We start from the raw sequence: 24675 nt of genomic DNA, 5'->3' as shown, positions 1-24675 counted from the left end.
ATGTATATAGATAAGCAAGCTAAATTATTAAAACTAGATGATAGCAACAATGAATATGGATTAAATTTATCTAATGAAGATTACAATACATTACAATCTTTGATAAAGAAAAAAGCTAGAAAAAAATTTAGCAGACAAGAAAACATAGATAGCTTAAGAGAGGATTTAGAATATTTCTTAGAACAATTTGATAAAGAAAATAATACATATTTTAATGAAGATGAAGAATTTAAAAAATCATTACTAAATCATTTAACAGAATTGTTAAAAAGGTCAACTTTTAGTATATCTTACCAAAACCCACTTATAGATGAAATACAAATCAAATACCCAGTTGCTTTTAATATGGCTATATTACTAGGAAAAATGATGTACAAAAAGTATAATGTTGAAATCCAAAGGGATGAAATTGGATTTATAGCTACATACTTTGCCATGAATATGGAAAAACAAGCTATCTACGAATTTAGAAAGTATAATTCAATAGCAATAGTATGCTCATCAGGTGGCGGAAGTGCTCAGTTAATAAAATTTAAAATAAGTAGTTTATTTGAAAAAACTAATATAAAAACTTTTTCGCTTATACAGATGAAAGAGTTAGAAAAATTTAATCCAGATATTATTTTCTCGATTTGTGAACTAGATATAAAATTAGAAGTACCTATTATATATATAAAAGAACTTTTAGATGATTATGATATTTTAAGAATCAAAGAGTTGATTATGTTTGAAAAATTTAAGGAGTATTCTTTAGAAAATAAAGAACAAGCTTTTATCAGTAAGTTTTTTAGAAGTGACTATTTTAATATAGACAATGATTCAAGAGATTATATTAAGTGTCTAGAGGATATGTCCCAAAATATAGAATTAAAAGGTGCAGGAGATTATGGATACTCTGAAAAGGTTTTGAAAAGAGAGTCCTTTGCAATGAATATATATATAAATGGAGTTGCAACACCTCATCCTATAGATATTGATGGAAATGAGAATCTAATTTCAGTGAAGATTTTACAAAATCCAATAGTATTTGAAGGCAAAAAAGTTTCTTTAATATTTATGATTTGTTTGAAAAAAGAAAACATTGGACTTTATAAAAAAATTAGTAGTAGTCTATATGAAATAATGAATGACATAGAAACTGTTCGATTACTTATAAATGCTAAAACATTCAAAGAATTTGTAGCTTTAATAAATCAAAGAATATAGAGGGTAATTATATGAGTATAAATTATTTAAAAAAACTATGTGAAGCAGATGGAATAGCTTCAAATGAACAAGAAATAAGGAATATATTAGCTGAAAATATAAATGGAGAAATTAGTTTTGATAACTTAGGGAGTATGATAGTTCGCCATAGAGGTGATGGATTGAAAATGATGTTTTGTGCTCATATGGATGAAGTTGGATTTATAGTAAGGCATATAAGTGATATTGGAATGTTACATTTAATTAATGTTGGTGGAGTTAAAGATAGTGCAAAGTCTTTCCAGAAAGTAAATATAACCAAAGTTGATGGAACTAAGATAAAAGGACTTATGAATTGTTCATATGATGAAAATCACAACGTAAAAGATGTATATGTAGACGTAGGAGTAAGTACAGCTAAAGAGGTTGAAGATTTAGGTATAAATATAGGGGATATGGTATGTTTTGCTAGTGATAGTGAGATGTTAAGTGAAAATGTACTTATGGCAAAGGCTTTAGATGATAGAATAGGATGCTATGTACTTAAAGAGATAGATAGAAGAATTAATAAAATAAAAAAGGATGACAATGATATATATCTTGTATATACAAGTTCTGAAGAAGTTGGACTAAGAGGTGGCAAAACAGCATCGGAAGTAGTGAATCCTGATATAGTGTTTGCTATAGATGTTGCTTGTGCACCAGATTTAATTAGAAATTGTACTAATCAACGTCAATTATCTAAAGGTTGTATGATAGTGCATTATGATAAAACAATGATTCCTAATAAAAAATTCTTGAATTATATGAAAAACCTAGCAACTAAGTATGATATAAAATTTCAATGCGATATGTTTAGTGGTGGCGGAACAGATGCTGGAAATGCACATCTAGTAAATGAAGGAAAACTAGCTATAGTTTTAGGTGTTCCCTTAAGATACTGTCATGGAAACTATTCAATGGTAGATATGAGGGATGTTGAAGAGGTTATCAATTTATGTACTGCTGTTATTAATGATATGAATATAGAGAAGTACAATGATATATTAAAATTTATTTAACAACATAGGAGGTAAGCATGGAAAATCTAGAAATGAAAATAATGGAGATAATAGTTTCTTCAGGAGATAGTAAAGCAAAGTCATTTGAAGCTTTAAATAAAGTGAAAGAAGGTGACTATGAAGGGGCTAGAGCTTGTATGGAAGAAGCTAGAAAAATAGACCTAGAAGCACATAATGCACAAACTGCATTAATACAAAGTGAATTATCTGGAGATTGTGAAAGTAAGTCAATGGTGAGTTTATTAATGATGCATGCTCAGGACCATTACATGACTTCACAATTATCTAGAGATTTAATAGAAAAATTAATAGATGTATTTGAATCTAAGGAGGCGTAAAAATGAGAATAATATTATGTTGTGCAGGTGGATTTTCGACTACAATGTTAATGAAAAACATGGAGAACACTGTAAAAAATAGTAAAAAATTAAATACTGAGGATTTTGAATTTAAAGCAATACCAGTAGATTTATTAAAAAATGAGGTTGATAACTGTGATGTATTAGTTATAGGACCACAAATAGCTCATAGACTTGATTACATAAAGCCTATATTAGAACCTAAAAATGTACCATATGTAGTAATAGATCAAAATACATATGGGAAAATGGATGGTGCAACTGCACTTAAGATGGCATTAATAGCTCACAAAAAAGCTAATATGTAACACTTAGTAAAGTATAATATATGACTAACAGGGGGGAAAATAATGTTTGAAAAGTTCGAACAATTTATGAATAAATATCTTACACCGATTGCACAAAAGATGGACAAACAGCATCACTTAAGTGCAATTAAAAAGTCAATGGTGGCAATGACTCCAATACTTATAATAGGAAGTTTAAGTCTTGTGCCAGAAGCTATAGGAAACTTAGCAGAAAAGGCTATGGGAGCTAATGCTGTAACTTCATTTATAACAAATAATATGGACTCGTTACAACTTCCATTCCACTTGACTATAGGAATGATGGGATTTTTAGTATGTATGTGTATAACGTATTTCCTTTCAGAACACTATAAGCTTTATGTGCCAGGAGCAATGTCATTAGCTGCTGTTGGTTTCCTTTTAATGAGTTTCAATTTCACTGAAGATGGTGGAATGGATATTAAATATATGGGAACTAAAGGTTTGTTTATAGCAATGGTAGCAGGTGTATTGGCTGTTGAATTGTATAGATGGTGTAAAAAGAAAAACTTTACTATACGTATGCCAGAAAGTGTACCTGATTTTGTATCAAGTTCATTTGAATTAATACCTACGACAGTAATAATAGTCGGAATATTTATGGGGATAAGAATAATTACCTTAGAAGTATTTGGTGTACTACCTCCAGAAATACTTACTCAATTTTTAGCTCCATTAGTTGGTTCTTTAGATAATCCATTTACATTTGCATTTATAACATTCTTAGGAATAACATTATTCTTCTTTGGAATACATCCATCGGTATTATCACCAATAACAGCACCAATAACGGCACAATTCTTAGCTGAAAACTTGGAAGCTATGGCAGTAGGACAATCACTACCACACTTCTATACAGGAGGAATGGTAAGTGCATTTGCAAACTTTACAGGGACAGGAGTAACATTTGGTTTAGTATTTTGGTATTTAATGTCTAAGAGAGTAGACTTTAAGCGTATAGGTCAAGTTTCTTTAGTACCAGCATTATTTGGTATAAATGAACCTATATTATTTGGTGGACCAATAGTTTTAAATCCAACATTCTTTTTACCTTTTGTAATTGGAGGAACTATACTAGGAACATTCCCATCATTCTTAATGCATGCAGGAATATTAGCCAAGCCTTTTTTCAATCCTCCATACTTAGGAGTATTTATAGAAGGATTCTTAGTAAATGGACATTGGTTAACTCCAATAGTTCAAGCAGGACAAATGATAGGATCTATATTAATATGGTATCCATTCTATAAAATGTATGAAAAACAATGTAATGAGAGAGATGCTAAGCAGGCTCAAGAAGTTCAAGAAGAATCTGTAATATCTCAAGATGACTTAGGTTTATTAGGTGATTTAGATTTCTAGAAATATAATTTAAGCATATAAATAAAAGCTATGAAAATAGAACTATAAATCTATATTCATAGTTTTTATTTTATAGATTAGTAAGACATTTTAATAGGAGGATAAATAAAATGGAAAGGATGAATAAAATAAAAAAGCTATTAAATGATTTAGAATTAGATGCAATACTTATAAAGTCAAGAACTACTAAAAAATATTTACAGACTTTAACAGGAAGTGGTGTAAATATTTTAATAACAAAAGATAGTCAATATTTAATTTTAGATGGAAGATATACAAATGAAGCGAAGAGTCTGAATTTTTTGTTTGAAATAATAGAAAATACTCCATCAAAATCTAATAAATCACACTTTGATATTGTATATGAGGTTTTTAAGGAAAATAAATATTTAAAGCTTGGAATAGAATCTCAGGCATATTCTATATCGGATTATAAAGAATTAAATAAATATGATTTTAAACTTAATTTAATAGGTGATGAAATAAATAAGGTAAGGATGATTAAAAATATAGAAGAAATAAATATATTAAAAGAAGCTTGTGAAATTACAGATAAAATATTTGAAAACGTATTAAAGCATATAAAAGCTGGAATCAGTGAAAATGAGATAAGTGCTTTTGTTCACTTTTATGCACTGAAATATGGAGCAAGTAAATTATCTTTTAATCCAGTTATAACATCAGGCGTGAGGACAGCACTTCCTCATGGAAGACCAACGAGTAAAAAAATAGAATCAGGAGATACTATTATGATAGATTTTGGGATAGAATACAAAAACTATCAATCAGATATGACAAGAACTATATTTGTAGGAAAACCAAACCCTAAAATGGTAGAAATATATAATCTTGTAAAGTTAGCCCAACAAGTTGGAATAGCGAATATAAAAGTAGGAAATAAAGCTAAACATATAGATTATGAAGTAAGAAAAATTATAGATGATGCAGGATATGGTGAATATTTTAATCATGGATTAGGACATGGAATAGGTATAGGAGATGGGTGTGAATATCCATTTTTAAATGAAAGCTCAGAAACTATATTATGTGAAAATATGGTTATGTCTTGTGAACCTGGAATATATATACCTAACTTAGGTGGAGTAAGAATAGAAGATGATGTTTGGATTAAAGATGGGATAGGAACTATATTAAATAGAACAACTAAAGATATAATTATATTGGAGGATTAATATGAAGCACAATTTTGATGAAGTTTATAACCGTAAAGGTACTTATTGCACACAGTGGGATTACATACAAGATAGATTTGGGAAAAAAGACTTAATTCCATTTTCTATTTCAGATACAGATTTTACAGTACCTAAGCCAGTATATGAAAAGTTACAAGAGGTGTTACATCATCAGGTATATGGATATTCTAGATGGAATCATGATGATTTTAAAGGAAGCATTTCAGAATATTATAATAGACGATTCCAAACAAAAATAGAGAATGATTGGGTACTATATAGCCCATCAGTTATGTATTCAGTATCATTACTTCTTAGATTACTTTGTAAGAACAAAAAGAAAGTTGCTACATTTAATCCTATGTATGATGCATTCTTTAGTGTAGTAGAAGAAAATGGATTTGAGTTAGAAAAAATACAATTGTACGAAAATGATGGCAAATTTAATATAGATTTCAATGAATTTGAATATAGTATAAAAAATTGTGATGTATTATTGCTATGTTCACCTCATAATCCAACAGGTAAGGTTTGGAAAGAAATTGAATTGGGATTTATAATAAGTACTTGTAAAAAACACAATGTAAAAATTATAAGTGATGAAATACATGCTGATATAATCATGCCAGGAAATAAACATTTAGCAATAGTTAAATATTTAAATGAATACAAAGAGCTATATTTAGTATCTTCTGGAAGTAAAACATTTAATTATCCAGGATTAACAGGTTCATATGCTGTTATACCAAATAAAAATATATATGATGAATTTTTAGCGATAACAAGAAGAAGAGATTTTCTAAACTCTGTAAGTTTACCAGGTATGTATGCAACAATGGTTTCCTACAATGAATGTGATTATTATATAGAACAACTTGTTGAATACATAGATAATAACTTAAGTTATGTATCCCAGTTTATAAAAGAGAATTTTGAAGATATTAAATTTACAAAGCCAGAAAGTACATATTTGGCATGGATAGATTGTAGAGAAGTTCCATTTACTTGTGAAGAAATACAAGAGTCTTTAATTAATATTGGAGGAGTAGGAATAATGAGGGGAGAAATATACGGAAGTGAGAAATATTTAAGATTGAATTGTGGATGTCCAAGAGAAAAACTAAAAGAAGGTCTTGAAAGATTTAAAAAGAGTATAGACTATTTATACACTAATAGCAAATAGTTTTAAAAATAAGCTATTAAAAATAGATAGGAACGATTTTTTCCTATCTATTTTGTAAGTAGCAAAGAATTACGACTAAAATAAATAATCATATATTTAGTCATTTTTTTACAAAATACGCTCTGTACAATGTGGATATATCCAATGAACTATTTTATTATCAAATATGATAAGTTATATTTTATACTTATCAGTTATTTTATTTAATAAATCATCATTTGAATTTATCCATTCATAAAAATTTCCTGATGAAACCTCAACTATTTCATAAAGCATCTTTGGAAGGTCACTAGCTTTAAAATCTCCTAGAGATTTTCCTAGTTTAGTCTTACCTATTTGAAAACTACCTCCAACAAATAATTCAAATGCATCAGTAGATACACCCTTGACATTCTTCTTTTTACCACATAATCCTATGCTACCAATTTGGTGAACACCACATGAATTTAGACATCCTGAAATATATAATTTAGGAGCTTTGTTTAAAATTTCTTCATTGTTTTGTAATCTAAAATAATCTATTATCTCATGCAACATTTTTTGGCTATTTTGTATACCCATCTGACAAATAGGAACACCTATACAGGATATACTCTGTTCTAATTGAGAGTTACAACTAATAGTCTTGCTTATTTCTAATATTCTTTTTGCTTCATCTCCATCTAAATTTAAGATGTACAATCCTTCTGTCATACCTAATCTAATCATAGGATTTTTAATATTATCTAACTCTTGAAGTAAAATTTTTAAATCTTTAGTCAATAATAGACCTCCTATTGGATGTATATATACAGTATATAAGCCAGATTGTTTTTGATGGATTAATCTAGAGTCATGTAAATCTATCTTAATTCCAGGTTTAAAATAATCAATTTGTTCAACATTAAGTTCAAGATTACCTTTTTCTTTTTCTAATTTATAGTATTCTTTAAATTTTTCTAAAAACATCTCCTCTCCAAGAGTTTCAACCATATATCTAACTCTAGCTTTGTTTTTATTTTCATAATTGCCATAAGCCATAAAGAATTTAATCATTCCTTCTACACAATATAATGCATCTTTAGGTTTTATGACTTCATCAAGTTCTAAAGCAACTCTAGGTTGTTTACCTAAACCTCCACCTAAGAAGACTCTAAAGTATGGTTTGCCATTTTTTAGAGTAGCTACAAATCCTAAGTCTTGTATACTACAATGGGCAGCATCTGTATAACAACTAGAATAAGAAACTTTTAGTTTCCTAGGCAAGTGATATGTAGTAGCATTTTTGATAAAATATTTATCAGTAGCAACTGCATAAGGAGTAACATCAAAAGCTTCGTCAGGGTCAACTCCTGATAATGGAGATAAACCTACATTTCTAGGATAGTTACCACCACCGCCTCTAGTGAAGATATCATTTTTTATTCCCTCTTCCATAACATCAACTATAGAGTCTATAGACAAGTCATGTAATTGTATAGCTTGTCTAGTTGTTAAATGTATCTTATCTAGCTTATGTTTGGTAGCCATTTGGTAAATTTTTTCAAGTTGAGATTTCGACAATACTCCAGCAGATACTCGAAGTCTTATCATAAATGATTTTTTGTCTCTTTGAGCATAAACTCCATATCCACCAGAAAATCCTTTGTATTGCATTTTATTTATTTCTCCATTCAATAATTTTAAAGAATATTCTTTAAAATTATGTAGTTCATTTAACAATGTATCTTTTAAATTATCCATTATTTCACCTCGTTATTAGACTTGTATAAAAATAAATATACTGTATAATTATATATATTATTATCTAGAGATGGTAAAAATATAACAGTAGAATACTATCAAAAGTCAAAATAAGGAAGATATACTGAGTAGGACTCTTTATTTTGTTAAATAAGTATAATATTTTTGTTTTATAAAATATAATTAAGATAAATAGATAATTTTGTAATTTTAATATATAATATTTAGTATAGTGTTGAATAAACACTTAATATTCGCAGGAGGAGTATTTGTATATGGGAGAGATAATAAATGCATTAGATAGAGCCCTAGACATAATTTTGCTATTATATCATGAGAAGAGAGAGATGGGAATAACTGAAATAAGTAAGGTTATGGGAGTATATAAGAGTACTGTACATAGAACTTTAGTAACTCTTGAAAACAAAGGTTTTGTTATACAAAACACTGAAAATGGTAAGTATTGGCTGGGAATAAATTTATATGCAATAGGTATGGTTGTGGGAGAACAAATGTCTTTGACTGAAATAGTAAAACCATATACGAAAAAATTAAATCAAGAATTTAACGAAGTGGTGAATGTGTCTATACTAGAAGAAAGAGCTCAAGATTCTCCAAGAAGTATCATAATACATAAAGAATATGGCTCAAATCAATTACTCTCAGTAAATCCGTCAGTTGGCTCCAGTAGTGAATGTTATTGTTCAGCAGTTGGAAAATGTCTTATGGCATTTAATGATTCTATAGATTTTGAAAAGTACAGAAAAACTCCAATACACAAATATACAGAGCATACAATTGATAATTGGGATGATATGATGATTTTTTTGGCAAAAATAAAAGAGCAAGGATATGCTCTAGATGACCAAGAACTAGAACATGGTTTAACTTGTATTGGAGCACCTATTTTGGATAAAAATAATAGAGCTATAGCAGCAATAAGTCTATCAGGTCCTACTATAAGAATGCAAGAAGGAGACCTTGAATATAAGATTAAAAGAGTTATAGAAACTGCAAAGAGTATATCTGAACTTTTTAGATAATTTTAAAAAATAAATTTGAATAATAAAAAGGGACTAAATTTAAATTGTTATTTGTAAATGCCAGTTTAGATAGGGTCTCTTTTTTATTGAATATAAAAATTAAATATTTTTAAAATTGAAAAAATTATTGAAATATATAAGCGAATGTGATATCTTTTAATTAAGCAATACAAAACAGAACAGTGTTCTAAAGAATAGAACGGCAATGAAATATATATAATAAACCCACATAAATATTATATATTTAAAATTAAGTAAAAAAATTACTACATAAAAGGGGAGATTTGAAAAATGGAAAAAGTCAAGTTGAGTGTTGAAAGATGTAAGGGGTGTTATCTTTGTATTGAAGCTTGCAAAAAAGAAGCAATAAGTCTTTCTGATTACACGAATAAAAAAGGCTTTGTAACAGTCAAAGTCGATGAAGAAAAGTGTGTTCAATGTGGCGCTTGTTATACAATGTGTCCTGATTTAGTATTTGAGATATTATAAATAACTTTTTATTGGAAGGGAGAAAACGTATGCAAAGTTTATTAATTAAGGGAAATGAAGCCTTAGCAGAAGGAGCTATACGTGGTGGATGTAGATTTTATGCAGGTTATCCAATAACACCACAATCAGAAATATTAGAAATGATGGCTTGGAGACAAAAAGAGGTTGGAGGAGTATTTATTCAAGGTGAATCTGAAATAGCCAGCGTAAATATGGTTATGGGGGCAAGTGCACTTGGAGCAAGAGCTATGACGTCTTCATCTGGACCTGGATTTTCATTAAAACAAGAAGGAATTGCATATTGGGTATCAGCTGGTTTACCAGCAGTTGTAGCATGTGTACAAAGATATGGTATAGGAGATGGATTTATAGGAGCTGGTCAAGATAATTACTGGCAAGCTGTAAAAGGTGGAGGAAATGGAGATTATCATTTAATTGTATTGGCACCTAATAGTGTTCAAGAAAATATGGATATGGCATATGAGTCTTTTGAATTAGCTGAAAAATATATGCATCCAGTACTTATACTTTCTGATGCTACAATAGGTCAAATGGTAGAACCTTGTTTAGCACCACCAATGAAAGAATATGATAAGGATAAAGCTCCATGGGCAGCAAAAGGAACTCCTGTTGGAGAAAAAAATAAAGTAATAACTGATATAACATATTTTGAAGACCAAGATACATGGCAAAAAGGTTATATAGAAAAAATGAGAAAAGTTCAAGAAAATGAACAAAGATGGGAAGAAATAGAGATAGAAGATGCAGATGTAGTATTTGTTGCATATGGAATTTCTTCAAGAATAGCAGAAGGTGCAGTTAGAGATGCAAGAGCAAGAGGCATAAAACTTGGATTAATAAGACCCAAAACATTGTGGCCTTACCCAAGAAAAGCTTTCAAAAAATTAAAAGATTCATTAAAAGGGCTTGTAACAGTTGAAATGAACATGATGGCACAAATGAAGGAAGATGTCATTATAGCATGTAATAATAGATTCCCAGTATATTCAGTAGCAACAGCTCAATATATGGCAGAAGTAAATCAATTAATAGATTTTGCTCAAGAGATTATAGATGGAAAAGCTAAGCAAGAGGAGGTATTTTAATTATGGCTAAAAAAGCACCAGCAATAATGATGTGTGAAAATATGTTCTGTGGAGGCTGTGGACACTCTATAGTCGATAGAATTATTGGAGAAGTATTAACAGAAATGAATATATGTCAAGATACGATTATATGCTCAGATATAGGCTGTAATCATATGTTTCAATTTAGTATGAATGTAGATGTTGTTGTTCCTCCTCATGGTAAAATGGGTGCAGCTATGGCAGCTATGAAAAGAGTTAGACCAGATAAATATATATTTACAATAGCTGGAGATGGTGGAGCTTATGCAATAGGACTTGGAGAAACTATGTCAGCTGCTACTAGAAATGATAATGTAATATTTTTAGTTATGAATAATAATATGTTTGCAATGACAGGTGGGCAAATGGCTCCAACTACTGTACAAGGTCAACATACAGCTTCTACTCCAGCAGGTAGAACATATGAAGACCATGGTTCAACATTTGATGTTGTAAAAGTTATGGGAAATTTAGATATAGCATATTTGGCAAGAGGAACAATAACTAACCCTAAAGAAATAAATACAACAAAAAGATATATCAAAAAAGCACTTGAAAAACAAAAAGATAAGAAAGGTTTTTGCTTAATAGAAATACTTGTACCATGTCCAACAAACTGGGGATTAAAGCCAGTAGATGCTATGAAGAGAATAGAAAACGAACTTATTCCAAAGTATCAACTTGGAGAATTTATTGATTAGGGAGGAAATAATATGTTAAATGAAATTATATGTGCTGGTTTTGGAGGACAGGGAGTTCTTACAGCAGGAAAAATTATAATGTATGTTGCATATAAGGCAGAAAAGAAGATTACATGGTTCCCATCTTATGGAAATGAGATGAGAGGAGGAAGTGCAAATTGTAATGTTGTTGTAAGTGATGAGAAAATTGCAAATCCTTGTGTAAAAAATCCAGATATATTATTGGGAATGAATAGTGTATCAATAGATAAGTATGAAAGTTTAATGAAAGCAAATGGTTATATGTTTGTCAATGAATCACTAGTAAATAAGGATAGAAAATATAGAGAAGATATTAATGTTATAAAAGTACCTGTTACTGAAATAGCTCAAAATTTAGGCAATGAAAAATCTGCTAATATTTGTATGTTGGGTGCTATGGTGAAGAATTTAGATTTATTTACAAAAGAAGAGTTTGAAAGTGGTATGTGTGAGTACTTTGAAAATCAAGGTAAAGGAAAGTTTAATGCAAAAAATGTGGAAGCATTTGAAGCTGGATATGATTATGAGTGAATATTTTAAATATTTAAAATTATTATTGAAATACTCATTTTTATGTGTTAGTATTTAATTAATAAAATATAGAACGTCGTTCTGAGTAATAGGACGACAAAATTTTTAAAAAAATAACAGAACGACGTTCTACAGTATGAAACCGAGGAGGCGTTGAAGTGAAAATTTTAGTAATTAATCCTGGTGGTACATCTACAAAGATTTCTGTATTTCAAGATAAAGATGAAGTTTTGAAAAAAAATATAACTCATACAAGAGAAGATTTAAAAAATTTTTCTAAGGTATTTGATGAATATGATTATAGAAAGCAATTAATAGTGGATGTTTTAAGTAGTGAAAATCACGATATAAATTCTTTTGATGCAGTAGTAGGTCGTGGTGGACTTATGAAGGCTATAAAAGGTGGTACTTATATCGTAAGTAAAGAAATGATTGAGGATATGAGAAATGAAATAAATGGAGAACATGCATCAAACTTAGGTGCCTTGTTAGCTAAGACTATAGCAGATGAAATAGGAGTTCAATCATTTGTAGTAGACCCAGTTTCGGTAGATGAATTTGATGATGTATCAAGGATTACAGGTATATCAGATATAGAAAAAGCTAGCTGGTTACATGCACTAAATCATAAAGCTGTTTCAAGAAAAATAGCACAAAAACTAGGTGGAAAGTATGAAGATTACAACTTTATTGTAGCACATCTAGGTTCTGGAATATCAATTGTAGCACATAAAAAAGGAAAAATGATAGATGGAAGTGGTGGAAGGTCTGATGGTCCATTTTCGCCAGAAAGAAGTGGAGGATTACTTGCATACCCTCTTATAGAATTATGTTACTCAGGAAAATATACTCATGAGGAAATGGTTGCAAAAGTAAGCTCAATTGGAGGTATGTACGATTATTTAGGAACAAAAGATATGATAGAAATCGAAAATAGAATTAAAGATGGTGATGAAAAAGCTAAACTTATAATGGATGCGTTTATCTATCAAACAGCTAAAGAGATTTCTATGTATGGAGCCTCACTTTCTGGAGATATAGATAGGATTATTTTAACAGGGGGAATATCATATTCGGAAATGGTAACTAAAGGAATAATAGAAAAAGTTTCATATTTAGCACCAGTAGAGATAGTGGCAGGTGAGATGGAAATGGAAGCACTTGCTCTTGGAGCTCTTAGAGTTCTTAATGGAGAAGAAATGGCAAAAACTTATTAATATTTAGGAGAAAAAATATGTTAAAAGATTTTAATAATTTATTAGAAGAAGCTAAAAAGCTTGAACCTGTTATTGTAAGTGTTGCTGTTGCAGAAGATGAAGAAGTGTTAAAAGCTGTAAAATCAGCAACAGATTTAAATCTTATAAAGCCAATTCTCGTAGGGAATAAAGATAAAATAGAAAATATATCAAAAGAGATTGGACTAAAAGGATATGAAATAATAGGATGTCAAAATCCTGATGAATCAGTTAAAAAAGCTGTAGAGGTAGTTAAAAATAAGGATGCTAAAGTTCTTATGAAGGGGTTAGTAAATACAAGTGTTTATATGAGAGCTATATTAAATAAAGAGTTTGGTCTTAGAACAGGAAGGCTTTTAAGTTTACTTGCAGTATATGAATTACCTCAATACCACAAACTTCTTTATTGTACAGATAGTGGGATAAATGTATCTCCAAATTTAAATCAGAAAAAGGATATAATGATAAATTCACTTCTTACTATGAAGAGTATAGGTATGGAAAATCCTAAAACTGCAATACTCACTGCAAATGAAATGGTAGACCCCAAAATACAATCTACAGTAGATGCTAATTCACTTGTAGAGATGGTAAAATCAGGAGAAATACCAAATTGTATAGTAGAAGGTCCAATAGCCTTTGATGTTGCATTTGATGCATATGCAGCAAAGCATAAAGGTATCAAAAGTAATATTGCTGGCGATGTTGACTTACTTGTATTTCCAAATATAGAGGCAGGAAACATATTAGGAAAGTCATGGCTTAGATTCAATAAAGCTAAGTGGGCAGGGATAGTTTTGGGGGCAACAAATCCAATAATTTTAGGTTCACGTTCTGATACAGCCGAAATTAAAATAAATTCAATAGCATTAGCCTGCTTAGCATCACAATAAGAAATTATTTAAAAGGGGATGAATTATTATGAAATATGCAAAAAGAATGGATATGGTAAAGGCTTCAGCTATAAGAGACTCTCAAAAGAAGATAGCTCAAAAAGTGGCAAGTGGTGGAACTGTTATATCTTTTGCAGCAGGACTTCCTGACCCAAACTTATTTCCAATAAAAGAAATAAGTGAAGTAACTAAGCAAGTACTTGATGAAAGAGGAAAATTTGCTTTAGCTTATGGACCTACTAAAGGTGAAGATGAGTTGTTAGAAATAATAGCTAAGAGAATGAAAGAAGAAGAAAATATTGACACAAAACCAGAAAATATTATAATAACTACTGGTTCACAACAAGGTATAGCTCTTAGTGCTATGATTTTATTAGAAAAAGGAGATATAGTAGTTACAGAAAATCCAAGTTACTTGGGTGCAATAAATGCATTTAGACCTTATGAATGTGATTTTTTAGGAGTAGATACAGATGAAGAAGGAATGGTAACAGAAGATTTAGATAAATTATTATCTGAAAATTCAAACATAAAGGTGATATATGTAATACCAACATTCCAAAATCCTACAGGAAAAACATGGTCTCTACAAAGAAGAAAAGATTTTATGGAAGTTGTAAACAAGTATGATGTCATAGTAATAGAAGATAATCCTTATGGAGAGATAAGATTTACACAAGAACCACTACCTACACTTAAATCACTTGATACTAAAGATAAAGTACTATATCTAGGGTCATTTTCAAAAGTGTTATGTCCAGGATTTAGAGTTGCTTGGATGTGTGGGAATATAGATATTATAGATAAAGCAGAACTTTTAAAGCAAGGTATCGACTTACAATCAAATCAATTTTCTCAAGTACAAGTAATAGAATTCTTAAAGAAATATAATTTAAATGAACATGTAGAAAAAATAAGAGCTGAGTATAAAAAAAGATGTTTCTTGATGCTAGAAACTATGAAAAAATATTTTCCAGAAGAAGCTAAATATACAGAGCCAGATGGAGGTATGTTTATATGGGTTGAACTTCCTGAAAGTATAAATGTAGATAATTTACTAGATAAAGCTATTGATGCTGGAGTTGCCTATGTTTCTGGAGAATCATTCTTTGCAAATAATGGTCCAAAAAATACTATGAGACTTAATTATACAACAATGTCAGAAGAGCAAATAGTTGAAGGGATTAAAATACTTGCAGAAGTTATAAAAAAAGAACTCAATTATGCTTGTGAATAAATATTAAAAGTGAGGGCTTAATTATGGGAGAAAAAGGGAACGGGCTAAAGTTTGGAAAGTTAATGATTCAACTTGTTATCATAGCTATATGTTGGGAATTAGTTTATATTATACCATTTATCCAATACACATTGTATGATCCAATTTTAAAAGCATTACAGTGTTCAAATACTCAACTAGGTTTTTTACTTACTATTTATGGTTTAGGTAATATATTTGGAGCTCCTATAGGAGGATGGTTAGCAGATAGATTTGATTATAGAAAGATAATTTTAGGTTCTGTATTTCTTAATGGAATAGTATCATTTTTATTTGCATTTAACATGAACTATACATTTGCTGTTATAACTTGGGTAGGTTGTGCAATTACATCATTAGTTATGAACTATCCTTCTATGGTAAAGATACTTAGAGTTATAGGAAAAGAAAATCAAGGTAAAGTTTATGGATTTAATGAAGCTATGGTTGGAGTTTCTGGAGTAGTAATGGGAGCTATATTCTTATATATTTATACATTATTTTCAACTCCTGTTTTAGGTATGAGATGGGTAATGATATCTTTAGGAATATTATCTATAGTGATGTGTCCAGTATTATGGTTTGTCATTAAAGATGTAGATATTAGCGAAGAAAAAGAAGAAGGTAAAAATGAAAAAATGGCTGCTAGTGACTTTATGGTAGTTTTAAAATCACCAAATACTTGGTTAGTAGGTATAAGTATATTCTGTGTATATTCATTTACAGTTACAATGTCTTACTTTACACCTTATATAACCTCAGTACTTGGAGGTTCAGTCGCACTATCTGGAGCATTAGCTATAATAAGACAACATGGATTAAAACTATTTGGTGCTCCATTTGGAGGGTACTGTGCAGACAAAGTAAAATCACCTACTAAAGTGCTTTTACCAATATATGTACTTGGTATAGCAGTAATAATTTTATTCTTAGTATTGCCTTCATCAACGCCAATGACTTTATTTATAGCATTAACATTTGTAGTAGGTATATTAGGTTATATGGGAAAAGGTATATACTATGCAGTTCAAGAGGAAGTAAATGTTCCAGTTAAATATTCAGCTACTACTATAGGTATAGCAGCAGCTTTAGGTTTTTCACCAGATGTATTTCAATTTGCATTAATAGGGCATTGGATAGATACTTATGGTAACAAAGGATACACATATACATTTATATTCCAAATAGCTATTTTAATAATAGGAATATTATCTTGTTTATATATATTAAAAGTTAAAAAGAGAAGATTGGATAAGTTAAAAGTTTAAAAGTTTAAAAGTTTCATTTGATAATAGAGTATTTTTTCAGTATAATCTACTAAAATAAATACTGTATAAAAAAGTAATACTAAATTAAAATTTATAGTTATATTTGATGAATAAAGTGTGGAAAAATTAAAATGTTATCAAGTGTTTTTAATATAGTTTTAGCATAAAGTTACCCCTAAAAGTATAAGATTGAGTAGCAATTATCACCTATTTGTATATTTACATAAGCTTGTTTAATATAAATTTTACATGGATTTTAGTAATAGATGATATTTGCACTCAATTTTATATCTAATAATGAATAAGAAAATTATGAAATCTAACTATATATTATCTAACTACATATTAATAGTGTACTGTTTATGCTGTTTATGTAGTAGTATTGGGCTTTCCTTATATGTATTTCAATTTATATTGTTTGATTGGTTGTCAAACACATATCGTTAAAAAATTTATATACTTATGTTCATGTATCAATTGATATTCTTAATTTTGGTAATAATTGCTGTAGTTTACATATTAGAAGATAGAAATAAGATAAAAAAATAAAAAATAAGTCTATAAGATATGTTGAGTTAAATAAAGTTTATACAAAATATTAATACATAGCTGTTTAAATTATTGTCTATAAATTAAAATGAATGGTGGTGAGTTGAGTGACCGATTTAGTTAACACCATTAATGGAATTGTTTGGTCACCTGTATTAGTTGCAATGTGCCTATGCATAGGATTGTATTTTTCACTGAAATTAAAATTTTTCCAAATAAAAGACATAAAAGAGATGTTTACTCTTTTACTTGAAGGAGATAGTTCTCAAGTTGGTATATCATCGTTTCAAGGGTTTGCTACATCAATGGCTGGTAGAATTGGAACTGGTAATATAGCTGGTGTGGCTGTAGCAATAGCAATGGGAGGTCCAGGAGCATTAGTATGGATGTGTATAATGGCTACATTAGGCTCGGCGACTGCATTTGTAGAATCTACTCTAGCTCAAATATATAAAGATGAACATGATGGGCAGTACAGAGGTGGTCCTCCATATTACTTTGAAAAAGGTCTTGGATGGAAAAGATGTTCAATTTTATTTTCAGTAGTTGCAATTATAAGTTATACATTTTTTATGCCTGGGACACAATCAAATACTCTATACTTAGCAATGAATCAAGCCTTTGGATTTTCAAGAATGACAATTGCAGTTGCATCTTCTATTGCATTAGGAATAATAATTTTTGGAGGAATTAAAAGAATTGGTTTATTTGCTGAAAAGGTAGTACCTATAATGGGTGGAGCATATCTTATCATGACAATAGTTATAATCATAGTAAATATAAATTTAGTTCCAGATGCTATTATAACGATGTTTAAATCTGCATTCGGGTTTGGTTCAATGTTTGGAGGCATGTTAGGTGCAGCAATATCTTGGGGAGTCAAAAGAGGTATATATTCAAATGAAGCAGGCGAAGGTTCTGGAACTTATGGTGCAGCGGCAGCAGAAGTAAGTCATCCAGCTAAACAAGGATTGGTTCAAGCTTTCTCTGTTTATGTGGATACATTATTAATATGTATGGCTACAGGTATTATGATTATAATAACAGGAAAATACAATGTTACAGGAATTTTAACTGCACTACCAGGTGTAGAGCCAGGTCCACAATATGTGCAGAGTGCAATAAATACATTACATCCTCAATTGGGTGATATTTTTATAGCAATAGTTTTGTTATTATTTACCTTCACAACATTATTAGCATTCTCATATATGATGGAGACCAATGTATCTTATTTGGTAACTAGAATTAAAGCACAAAAACATGAAAAGCACATAATAAATGTCTGTAGATTTATGCTTATAATATGTGCAGCAATGTGTTGTTTTATAGAACCACTTACAAGTTGGGCATTAGGCGATATATGTATAGGTGTTTTAACATATATAAATTTAATTGCTATCTTTACACTGCAAAAGCCAGCTATAAAAGCATATTATGATTACATAAGACAGAAAAAATTAGGAATAAAGAGAGCTGATAGGATTTTTAATCCTGTTGAATTAGATATAAAAAATGCTGAATTTTGGGAAAATAGATGCTTAAAAGAGAGTGAGCATAAATTAAATTAATTATTTGTGAAGTATTTTATATAGATATTTTAATTAAATTTTCAAAATAGATATCACAGATATATAAGTTCAATATAATGCATAATAGTAGAATTATAAGTTTTGATTGATATGTTTATATTTTTACTTATTAAATGTTTGATTTATACATGTAGAAATATATATTTATATTTAAAACTGTTATTTTAAAGGTTAGTATATATAGTAAGATTGTTTATTTTAATAGATAAAATAATAGATAGAAAAATTTGTACTGTTGAATAGGTTATTAGGTTTTACAATAAGTGTAGAAATCGTTTTAATACAATAAATATAAATTTGTTCTATCTTATATGAATAAATATATAAATTAATTTTAATGGGAGGTAAGGTTGATATGAAGGAAAAAATAATACAAGTGGCGGATTTAAAGAAAGAAAAAGTTTTGGAGCTATGTCAATCTTTGTATGATGAACCAGAAATTGCTCTACAAGAGTATAAATCTGCTAAAAAAATATCAGAATTTTTAAGAGAAGAAGGTTTTGAGGTTGAAGAAAATTTAGCAGGTATGGCTACAGCTTTTAAAGCAACTAAGAAAAATGGTGATGGTCCAAGAATAGTTTTTATAGCAGAATATGATGCTCTTCCAGGAAATGGTCACGCATGTGGTCATCATCTGATAGCATCTATGGGAGTTGGAGCTGGAATAGCTCTTTCAAGTATACTAGATACTTATAAAGGAGAAGTGAGTATAATTGGAACTCCTGCTGAAGAAACTGGGGATGGAAAGCCTTACTTAATAGAACATGGTGTATTTGATGGTTATGATGCTGCAATGATGATACATCCAAATTCAAAAACTTGTGTAAGTCCAGAAATTATAGCTATTGGTGGATTAGATTTTGTATTTACTGGTAAAGCATCTCATGCAGGAGCTAAGCCATATAATGGAATAAATGCACTAGATGCAGTTGTACTATTATATAACAATGTTAATGCGTTAAGACAACAGTTAGTAGATGGAACTAGAATCCATGGTATAATATTAGAAGCAGGAACCGCTGCAAATGTAATACCTGATAGAGGAAAAGTTAGATTAGAAATAAGAGCAAAAGAACAAGACTATTTTGATGAGGTTGTAGAAAAAGTAAAGAACTGTGCTAAAGGAGCAGCAATAGCAACTGGCTGTGAACTAGATTTTTACCATTTTGAACCTACATGTCAAGGGTTGAATGAAAATAAAGTTTTAATAAATATATTTAAAGATATAATGCAAGAATTTGGGATTGTTGATGAAGAAGAACAAGTAATGCTTGGTTCTACTGATATGGGAAATCTCAGTCAAATTATGCCATGTATACATCCTTTGATAAAATTCTCTGAAAATGGTGAAGAACTACATACAAAAGAATTTTTAGAGGCAGCTATAAAGCCATATGCAAAAAATAGAGTAATTGATGGAATAAAGGTATTAGCTTTGACAGGATTACGTTTATTTGAAGAGCCAGGAGTACTAAAAAAAATGAAAGAAGAGTAAATTCTAACAAAGGGGATTAGGCTATGACTAATAAGAGTGAAACCAAGAAGAAAAAATTAGCATTCCCAGATGCATATGTTTTGATGATAGGTCTTATTATATTTGCAGCCATAATGACCTACATTGTTCCTTCTGGAACATATAATAGAGTTGAAGATTTAAGTACTGGAAATATTATTGTGCAAGCTGGAAGCTTTACATATGGAGAACAACATCCAGTTAGTATAATGGATGTATTCAGAGCTATACCAAGTGGGCTTGAAAAAAATTCTGTAACAGTTTTCTTTGTACTTATTATTGGAGGTGCCTTTGGGATAGTAAATTCTACTGGCTCACTAGATGCCCTGATTGGTAGAGTTATCTCCAAAAGTAAAGGAAGCAAAAAAGGTGAGATTATAATTACGTGTTTAGTATTGACTTTTGGATTAGCTGGTGGCGTTGTAGGTATGTATGAAGAATGCATAGCATTTTTACCAATTTTGATGACATTATGTATAGCTTTAGGTTATGATGCTTTAGTGGCTGCGGGTATTCTCTTATTGGGGCTTGCATCAGGATATGGTTCAGCTACAATTAATCCTTTTACAGTAGGATTAGCTCAAGGTATTTCTGGATTACCACTTTTTTCAGGAATGTGGTTTAGATGGATATTTTGGATTTGTACAATGATTTTACTTTCTACATATATAATTTCTTATTGTAAAAAGATAAAAAAAGACCCAAGTAAAAGTTTAGTATCAGATATTGATTATAGTCACTGGCAAATTGATGAGTCTTCTGTTGGGGATAAGTTGTCTTCTGGAAATATTAGAGTATTAGTTACATTCTTTGGAGGGATACTCGTTCTGATGATATTGATTGTAAAATTTTCTTTAGGAATGTCAGATTTATCAGCTTATTTCTTTGCTCTAGGAATTTTATGTGGAATAGTCTATGGTAGGAGTCCAAATAAAATTGCTTCTGGATTTGTAAAAGGAATGCAAGAGATGGTCTATCCAGCTATTTTGATAGGATTTGCATCTAGTATAGTAGTTATATTAGAGCAAGGAGTAATTTTAGATTCGATAGTTCATGGATTGTCATTAGTATTAAATTATGTTCCTAGGATTTTTAGTGGAGGAGCAATGATGATTATGCAGTCTGTAATCAATTTCTTTATACCTTCAGGTACAGGTCAAGCTATGGTAACTATGCCACTTATGGCTCCACTTGCAGATGTTATTGGAATACCTAGACAAGTTGCAGTTTTAGCTTATCAAATGGGTGATGGATTTGCAAATGGAATAGTACCAACACTAGGAGTTCTTATGGCTGGAATATCTATTGCTCATATCCCTTATACAAGATGGTTTAAATTTGCATCAAAGATAATACTTATGGAATTAGTTTTAGGGTTTGTATTTTTGATGATTGCAGTACAGATTAATTTAGGTCCTTTTTAGATAATAAATATTTTTATAGAGGCTTTAAAGAAAGAATATATTAAAAGTTGAGTCTTTTAAATTAAAATATATTTTATTAAATTTAAATTAAATAGAATCTCGAAAATAAACGGTGAACTTTGTAAAGTTCACCGTTTTAGTTTACTATTTTTTATTTAAATGTGTATTTATAACTTTGACTAGTTTAGTAATGTCTATTAATTCAGAAATAAATTCATTTATTATTTATAAATTTGTTATAGCAAAAAATATCATGAAAAGATATATTTTAGGTGCTAAAATCAAATATACATAGATACTAGAGGAGGAAGATATATGGAAACTTTAAAAGTAAGAAATATTAAATTGTGTGGAACGAATTATGAAATAGGATATGAACTTGGAAAATCAATTGTAGATATACCAGAATTAATAGGAAGTCAAATTGGTAAACCTAATGTTTTAACTAAAGAAGAAGAAAAGTATATGAAAGAGCTATTTGATAAATACTGCCCAGGTCTTAATGAAGAATTACAAGGTTTTGCTGATGCTATTCATATAAATCAGAATCAAATTTTATACTATACTATGACATATCTTAGACCAGGTTGTAGTCAAGTTGCACTAGCACCAGAATTAACTGAAAGTGGTCATGTACTATTTGCACGTAATTTTGACTTTTCACACAAGATGGAGGATTTTGTGTTATGCGAAACTAAGGTAACTAGGAAATATGCACATATTGGGACTACAGTAATGCAGTTTGGTAGAACTGAGGGAATGAATGAATGTGGTTTAGGTGTAAGTCAGTCATCTTGTGGTTTACCTGTAGGTAATTCAGAAGGACTGAGAAAGCCAGCTATTGTAGGTTTACAATTTTGGGCTGTTATTAGATATTTGTTGGAAAACTGTAAGGATGTAGATGAAGCATTGGTGTATATAGAAGATATGCCAATAGCATATAATATTAATTTATTGATTGCAGATAAGTCTGGAAATATTGCACTTGTAGAAACTTTAGATGGAAGAAAAGAAATAAATAGAATAAATAAGGCAGAAGACAAAAGAGAATCATTTTTACATTCTACAAATCATGTCCATATTGATGAACTTCATAAATTTGAGCCACAATCAATGAGCAATTCTATTCATAGATACAAATTAATTAAAGAATATATAGAGAGTTCTAAAAAGATTGGTGAGAGAGATTTAATGAATTTATTGACTTCAAAATATCCACAGGGTCTATCTTGTAATTATTATAATGATTTTTTTGGAACTTTAAAAAGTATAGTTATGGACCTAAATACGGGAAAATTTAATATCTTATGGGGTGGATTAGAAGATAATGGATGGAATAGTTACTATCTAAATGACAATTTTAAGTGTACAACGCAACTTATAAATATAAATATAGAGAAAGTACCAGCTGATTTTTTTAAATTAATTAAATAAGAAATACTCTAATTATCTTAGATAGTTAGAGTATATAAAATGAAAGTGCTATATTATGTTGAATTGTTTATTATATTTTAGTATAGTAAACAAAATAGTATTACTTGAAATATTATAATATTTGAGAATATTAAAAAGGATAGAGGTATAATATTGGATTACTTAAAATATTTTGAAAAAGCTATAATATATATTGAAAATAACTTAAAAGAAGATATAAGTGTAAATGATGTAGCAAAAGAATCTGGATACTCGTATTATCATTTAACACGTTTATTTAAGTCCATGTTTGGTGAGAGTGTAGGAAGCTATATAAAAAAAAGAAGATTAGTTAATAGCTCAAAAGAACTTTTATATAGTGATAAAAAAGTAATAGATATAGCAATTGATAGTGGTTTTGAATCTTCAGAAGCATTTAGTAGAGCATTTAAAGCTATATACAAGGTCAGCCCTATAGAATATAGAAAAAATAGAATAGATGTATTTGTTGGGAAGAAGAAAAAGCTAGAATTAGATTTTATGAAACACTTAGTTGATAATGTAACAATCAAACCAGTTATAAAAGAGATAGATTCAATAAAAGTAATTGGTATAAGAGATAAAGTAATATTAGAAGATGACTCATTACCTAGTTTGTGGGAAAGATTTAGAGAAATACATCATATGGTACCAAACACTTTGTCATCAAATAGAGCATTTGGAATTTGTGAAGCAGCTCCACAAATACATCTACTTAGTGAAACTATGGAATTTAACGAAATAATAGGGTTTGAAGTTAGTAGCTATGAAAGTATACCAAGTTTATTTGTTTCAAAAAATATTGATGGAGGAAAATACGCTGTATTCACTCATACTGGTAGCTTGGACAAGCTAGATAAAACTTATGAATATATATGGGGAACTTGGTTCTTAAGCACAAAGGAAGAAATTGATATAAGAGATGATTTCGAGATATATGATGAAAGATTTTTAGGACCTGATAATGTAGATTCACAGATTGATATTTGTATACCTATAAAATAACTGTAAATAAAACTAAAAATAAATTGAAATAGAAAATAGATGCTCAGAAAAGAGCATCTATTTTTTTATTTATATCAGCTATAGACGATTTTGATAATAAAATAAATAAAAACAAGTTCTTAAATTTTTAAGAAAAATTTAAAATATAGTCGAAATAAAATTTGTATATTTCTGAAAATTCTAATT

Annotated in this window: 22 protein-coding genes; 21 read left to right on the top strand and 1 reads right to left on the bottom strand. The window is 29.4% G+C overall.

The window, feature by feature from the left end; all coding sequences use genetic code 11:
• The 7 genes from KGF52_RS13365 to KGF52_RS13335 form a co-directional block, all read left to right on the top strand.
• Positions 1–1206, top strand: a 1206-nt coding sequence (locus tag KGF52_RS13365) for a PTS sugar transporter subunit IIA (protein ID WP_227840523.1), incomplete at its 5' end; no start/stop codon positions are given.
• A gap of 11 nt (positions 1207–1217) precedes the next feature.
• Positions 1218–2246, top strand: coding sequence for an aminopeptidase (gene ypdE, locus KGF52_RS13360; RefSeq protein ID WP_227840522.1), 1029 nt, complete (start codon positions 1218–1220; stop codon positions 2244–2246).
• Between the two features lie 17 nt (positions 2247–2263).
• Positions 2264–2584 carry a PTS lactose/cellobiose transporter subunit IIA gene (locus tag KGF52_RS13355; protein WP_227840521.1) on the top strand — a complete coding sequence of 107 codons (321 nt, stop codon included), beginning with the start codon at positions 2264–2266 and terminating at the stop codon, positions 2582–2584.
• A 2-nt stretch (positions 2585–2586) separates the two neighbouring features.
• Positions 2587–2913 (top strand): PTS sugar transporter subunit IIB, encoded by a 327-nt coding sequence (locus KGF52_RS13350; protein ID WP_227840520.1) that lies wholly within the window; start codon positions 2587–2589, stop codon positions 2911–2913.
• A gap of 42 nt (positions 2914–2955) precedes the next feature.
• Positions 2956–4293, top strand: coding sequence for a PTS transporter subunit EIIC (locus tag KGF52_RS13345; protein WP_227840519.1), 1338 nt, complete (start codon positions 2956–2958; stop codon positions 4291–4293).
• 110 nt (positions 4294–4403) lie between these two features.
• Positions 4404–5486, top strand: coding sequence for a M24 family metallopeptidase (locus KGF52_RS13340; RefSeq protein ID WP_227840518.1), 1083 nt, complete (start codon positions 4404–4406; stop codon positions 5484–5486).
• Position 5487: 1 nt separating this feature from the next.
• Positions 5488–6669, top strand: a complete 1182-nt coding sequence (locus tag KGF52_RS13335; RefSeq protein ID WP_227840517.1) for an aminotransferase class I/II-fold pyridoxal phosphate-dependent enzyme — start codon at positions 5488–5490, stop codon at positions 6667–6669.
• 174 nt (positions 6670–6843) lie between these two features.
• On the opposite strand, the gene KGF52_RS13330 is transcribed toward KGF52_RS13335, so the two are convergent.
• Positions 6844–8391 (bottom strand): nitrite/sulfite reductase, encoded by a 1548-nt coding sequence (locus KGF52_RS13330; protein ID WP_227840516.1) that lies wholly within the window; start codon positions 8389–8391, stop codon positions 6844–6846.
• Positions 8392–8666: 275 nt separating this feature from the next.
• On the opposite strand from KGF52_RS13330, the gene KGF52_RS13325 reads away from it, so the two are divergent.
• From KGF52_RS13325 to KGF52_RS13260, 14 genes are all read left to right on the top strand, one after another.
• Complete coding sequence (locus KGF52_RS13325; RefSeq protein WP_227828226.1) at positions 8667–9434, top strand: IclR family transcriptional regulator; 768 nt, start codon at positions 8667–8669, stop codon at positions 9432–9434.
• 291 nt (positions 9435–9725) lie between these two features.
• Positions 9726–9923, top strand: coding sequence for a 4Fe-4S dicluster domain-containing protein (locus KGF52_RS13320; protein WP_227432605.1), 198 nt, complete (start codon positions 9726–9728; stop codon positions 9921–9923).
• Between the two features lie 29 nt (positions 9924–9952).
• Positions 9953–11029 (top strand): 3-methyl-2-oxobutanoate dehydrogenase subunit VorB, encoded by a 1077-nt coding sequence (gene vorB, locus KGF52_RS13315; RefSeq protein ID WP_227840515.1) that lies wholly within the window; start codon positions 9953–9955, stop codon positions 11027–11029.
• Positions 11030–11031: 2 nt separating this feature from the next.
• Positions 11032–11751, top strand: coding sequence for a thiamine pyrophosphate-dependent enzyme (locus KGF52_RS13310; protein WP_227840514.1), 720 nt, complete (start codon positions 11032–11034; stop codon positions 11749–11751).
• Between the two features lie 12 nt (positions 11752–11763).
• Positions 11764–12303: a 2-oxoacid:acceptor oxidoreductase family protein gene (locus KGF52_RS13305; RefSeq protein ID WP_227828228.1), complete on the top strand. Its 540-nt coding sequence runs from the start codon at positions 11764–11766 to the stop codon at positions 12301–12303.
• A 158-nt stretch (positions 12304–12461) separates the two neighbouring features.
• Entirely contained in the window at positions 12462–13520 is a 1059-nt protein-coding gene (gene buk / locus KGF52_RS13300) for a butyrate kinase (RefSeq protein ID WP_227840513.1), read from the top strand.
• Positions 13521–13537: 17 nt separating this feature from the next.
• Complete coding sequence (locus KGF52_RS13295) at positions 13538–14431, top strand: bifunctional enoyl-CoA hydratase/phosphate acetyltransferase (RefSeq protein WP_227840512.1); 894 nt, start codon at positions 13538–13540, stop codon at positions 14429–14431.
• A gap of 28 nt (positions 14432–14459) precedes the next feature.
• A complete protein-coding gene (locus KGF52_RS13290) occupies positions 14460–15668 on the top strand; it encodes a PLP-dependent aminotransferase family protein (RefSeq protein ID WP_227828231.1) in 1209 nt (402 codons plus the stop codon).
• A gap of 23 nt (positions 15669–15691) precedes the next feature.
• Positions 15692–16954, top strand: coding sequence for an MFS transporter (locus tag KGF52_RS13285; protein ID WP_227840511.1), 1263 nt, complete (start codon positions 15692–15694; stop codon positions 16952–16954).
• 656 nt (positions 16955–17610) lie between these two features.
• Positions 17611–19074 carry an alanine/glycine:cation symporter family protein gene (locus tag KGF52_RS13280; protein ID WP_227840510.1) on the top strand — a complete coding sequence of 488 codons (1464 nt, stop codon included), beginning with the start codon at positions 17611–17613 and terminating at the stop codon, positions 19072–19074.
• Between the two features lie 376 nt (positions 19075–19450).
• A complete protein-coding gene (locus KGF52_RS13275; RefSeq protein WP_227840509.1) occupies positions 19451–20590 on the top strand; it encodes a M20 family metallopeptidase in 1140 nt (379 codons plus the stop codon).
• Between the two features lie 23 nt (positions 20591–20613).
• Positions 20614–22032: a YfcC family protein gene (locus tag KGF52_RS13270; RefSeq protein ID WP_227840508.1), complete on the top strand. Its 1419-nt coding sequence runs from the start codon at positions 20614–20616 to the stop codon at positions 22030–22032.
• A 315-nt stretch (positions 22033–22347) separates the two neighbouring features.
• Positions 22348–23466, top strand: coding sequence for a C45 family peptidase (locus KGF52_RS13265; protein ID WP_227840507.1), 1119 nt, complete (start codon positions 22348–22350; stop codon positions 23464–23466).
• A 153-nt stretch (positions 23467–23619) separates the two neighbouring features.
• Positions 23620–24489: an AraC family transcriptional regulator gene (locus KGF52_RS13260; protein WP_227840506.1), complete on the top strand. Its 870-nt coding sequence runs from the start codon at positions 23620–23622 to the stop codon at positions 24487–24489.
• Positions 24490–24675: the final 186 nt, after the last annotated feature.

Source organism: Clostridioides sp. ZZV15-6597 (genome assembly GCF_020657815.1).
Taxonomy (GTDB): Bacteria; Bacillota; Clostridia; order Peptostreptococcales; family Peptostreptococcaceae; genus Clostridioides.
This window is presented reverse-complemented; position numbering and strand designations above follow the sequence as displayed.

Bases quoted from the DNA above. Each gene is read 5' to 3' on its own strand.
- ypdE (WP_227840522.1), top strand. From the start codon at position 1,218: ATGAGTATAAATTATTTAAAAAAACTATGTGAAGCAGATGGAATAGCT.
- KGF52_RS13355 (WP_227840521.1), top strand. From the start codon at position 2,264: ATGGAAAATCTAGAAATGAAAATAATGGAGATAATAGTTTCTTCAGGA.
- KGF52_RS13350 (WP_227840520.1), top strand. From the start codon at position 2,587: ATGAGAATAATATTATGTTGTGCAGGTGGATTTTCGACTACAATGTTA.
- KGF52_RS13345 (WP_227840519.1), top strand. From the start codon at position 2,956: ATGTTTGAAAAGTTCGAACAATTTATGAATAAATATCTTACACCGATT.
- KGF52_RS13340 (WP_227840518.1), top strand. From the start codon at position 4,404: ATGGAAAGGATGAATAAAATAAAAAAGCTATTAAATGATTTAGAATTA.
- KGF52_RS13335 (WP_227840517.1), top strand. From the start codon at position 5,488: ATGAAGCACAATTTTGATGAAGTTTATAACCGTAAAGGTACTTATTGC.
- KGF52_RS13330 (WP_227840516.1), bottom strand. From the start codon at position 8,391: ATGGATAATTTAAAAGATACATTGTTAAATGAACTACATAATTTTAAA.
- KGF52_RS13325 (WP_227828226.1), top strand. From the start codon at position 8,667: ATGGGAGAGATAATAAATGCATTAGATAGAGCCCTAGACATAATTTTG.
- KGF52_RS13320 (WP_227432605.1), top strand. From the start codon at position 9,726: ATGGAAAAAGTCAAGTTGAGTGTTGAAAGATGTAAGGGGTGTTATCTT.
- vorB (WP_227840515.1), top strand. From the start codon at position 9,953: ATGCAAAGTTTATTAATTAAGGGAAATGAAGCCTTAGCAGAAGGAGCT.
- KGF52_RS13310 (WP_227840514.1), top strand. From the start codon at position 11,032: ATGGCTAAAAAAGCACCAGCAATAATGATGTGTGAAAATATGTTCTGT.
- KGF52_RS13305 (WP_227828228.1), top strand. From the start codon at position 11,764: ATGTTAAATGAAATTATATGTGCTGGTTTTGGAGGACAGGGAGTTCTT.
- KGF52_RS13295 (WP_227840512.1), top strand. From the start codon at position 13,538: ATGTTAAAAGATTTTAATAATTTATTAGAAGAAGCTAAAAAGCTTGAA.
- KGF52_RS13290 (WP_227828231.1), top strand. From the start codon at position 14,460: ATGAAATATGCAAAAAGAATGGATATGGTAAAGGCTTCAGCTATAAGA.
- KGF52_RS13285 (WP_227840511.1), top strand. From the start codon at position 15,692: ATGGGAGAAAAAGGGAACGGGCTAAAGTTTGGAAAGTTAATGATTCAA.
- KGF52_RS13275 (WP_227840509.1), top strand. From the start codon at position 19,451: ATGAAGGAAAAAATAATACAAGTGGCGGATTTAAAGAAAGAAAAAGTT.
- KGF52_RS13270 (WP_227840508.1), top strand. From the start codon at position 20,614: ATGACTAATAAGAGTGAAACCAAGAAGAAAAAATTAGCATTCCCAGAT.
- KGF52_RS13265 (WP_227840507.1), top strand. From the start codon at position 22,348: ATGGAAACTTTAAAAGTAAGAAATATTAAATTGTGTGGAACGAATTAT.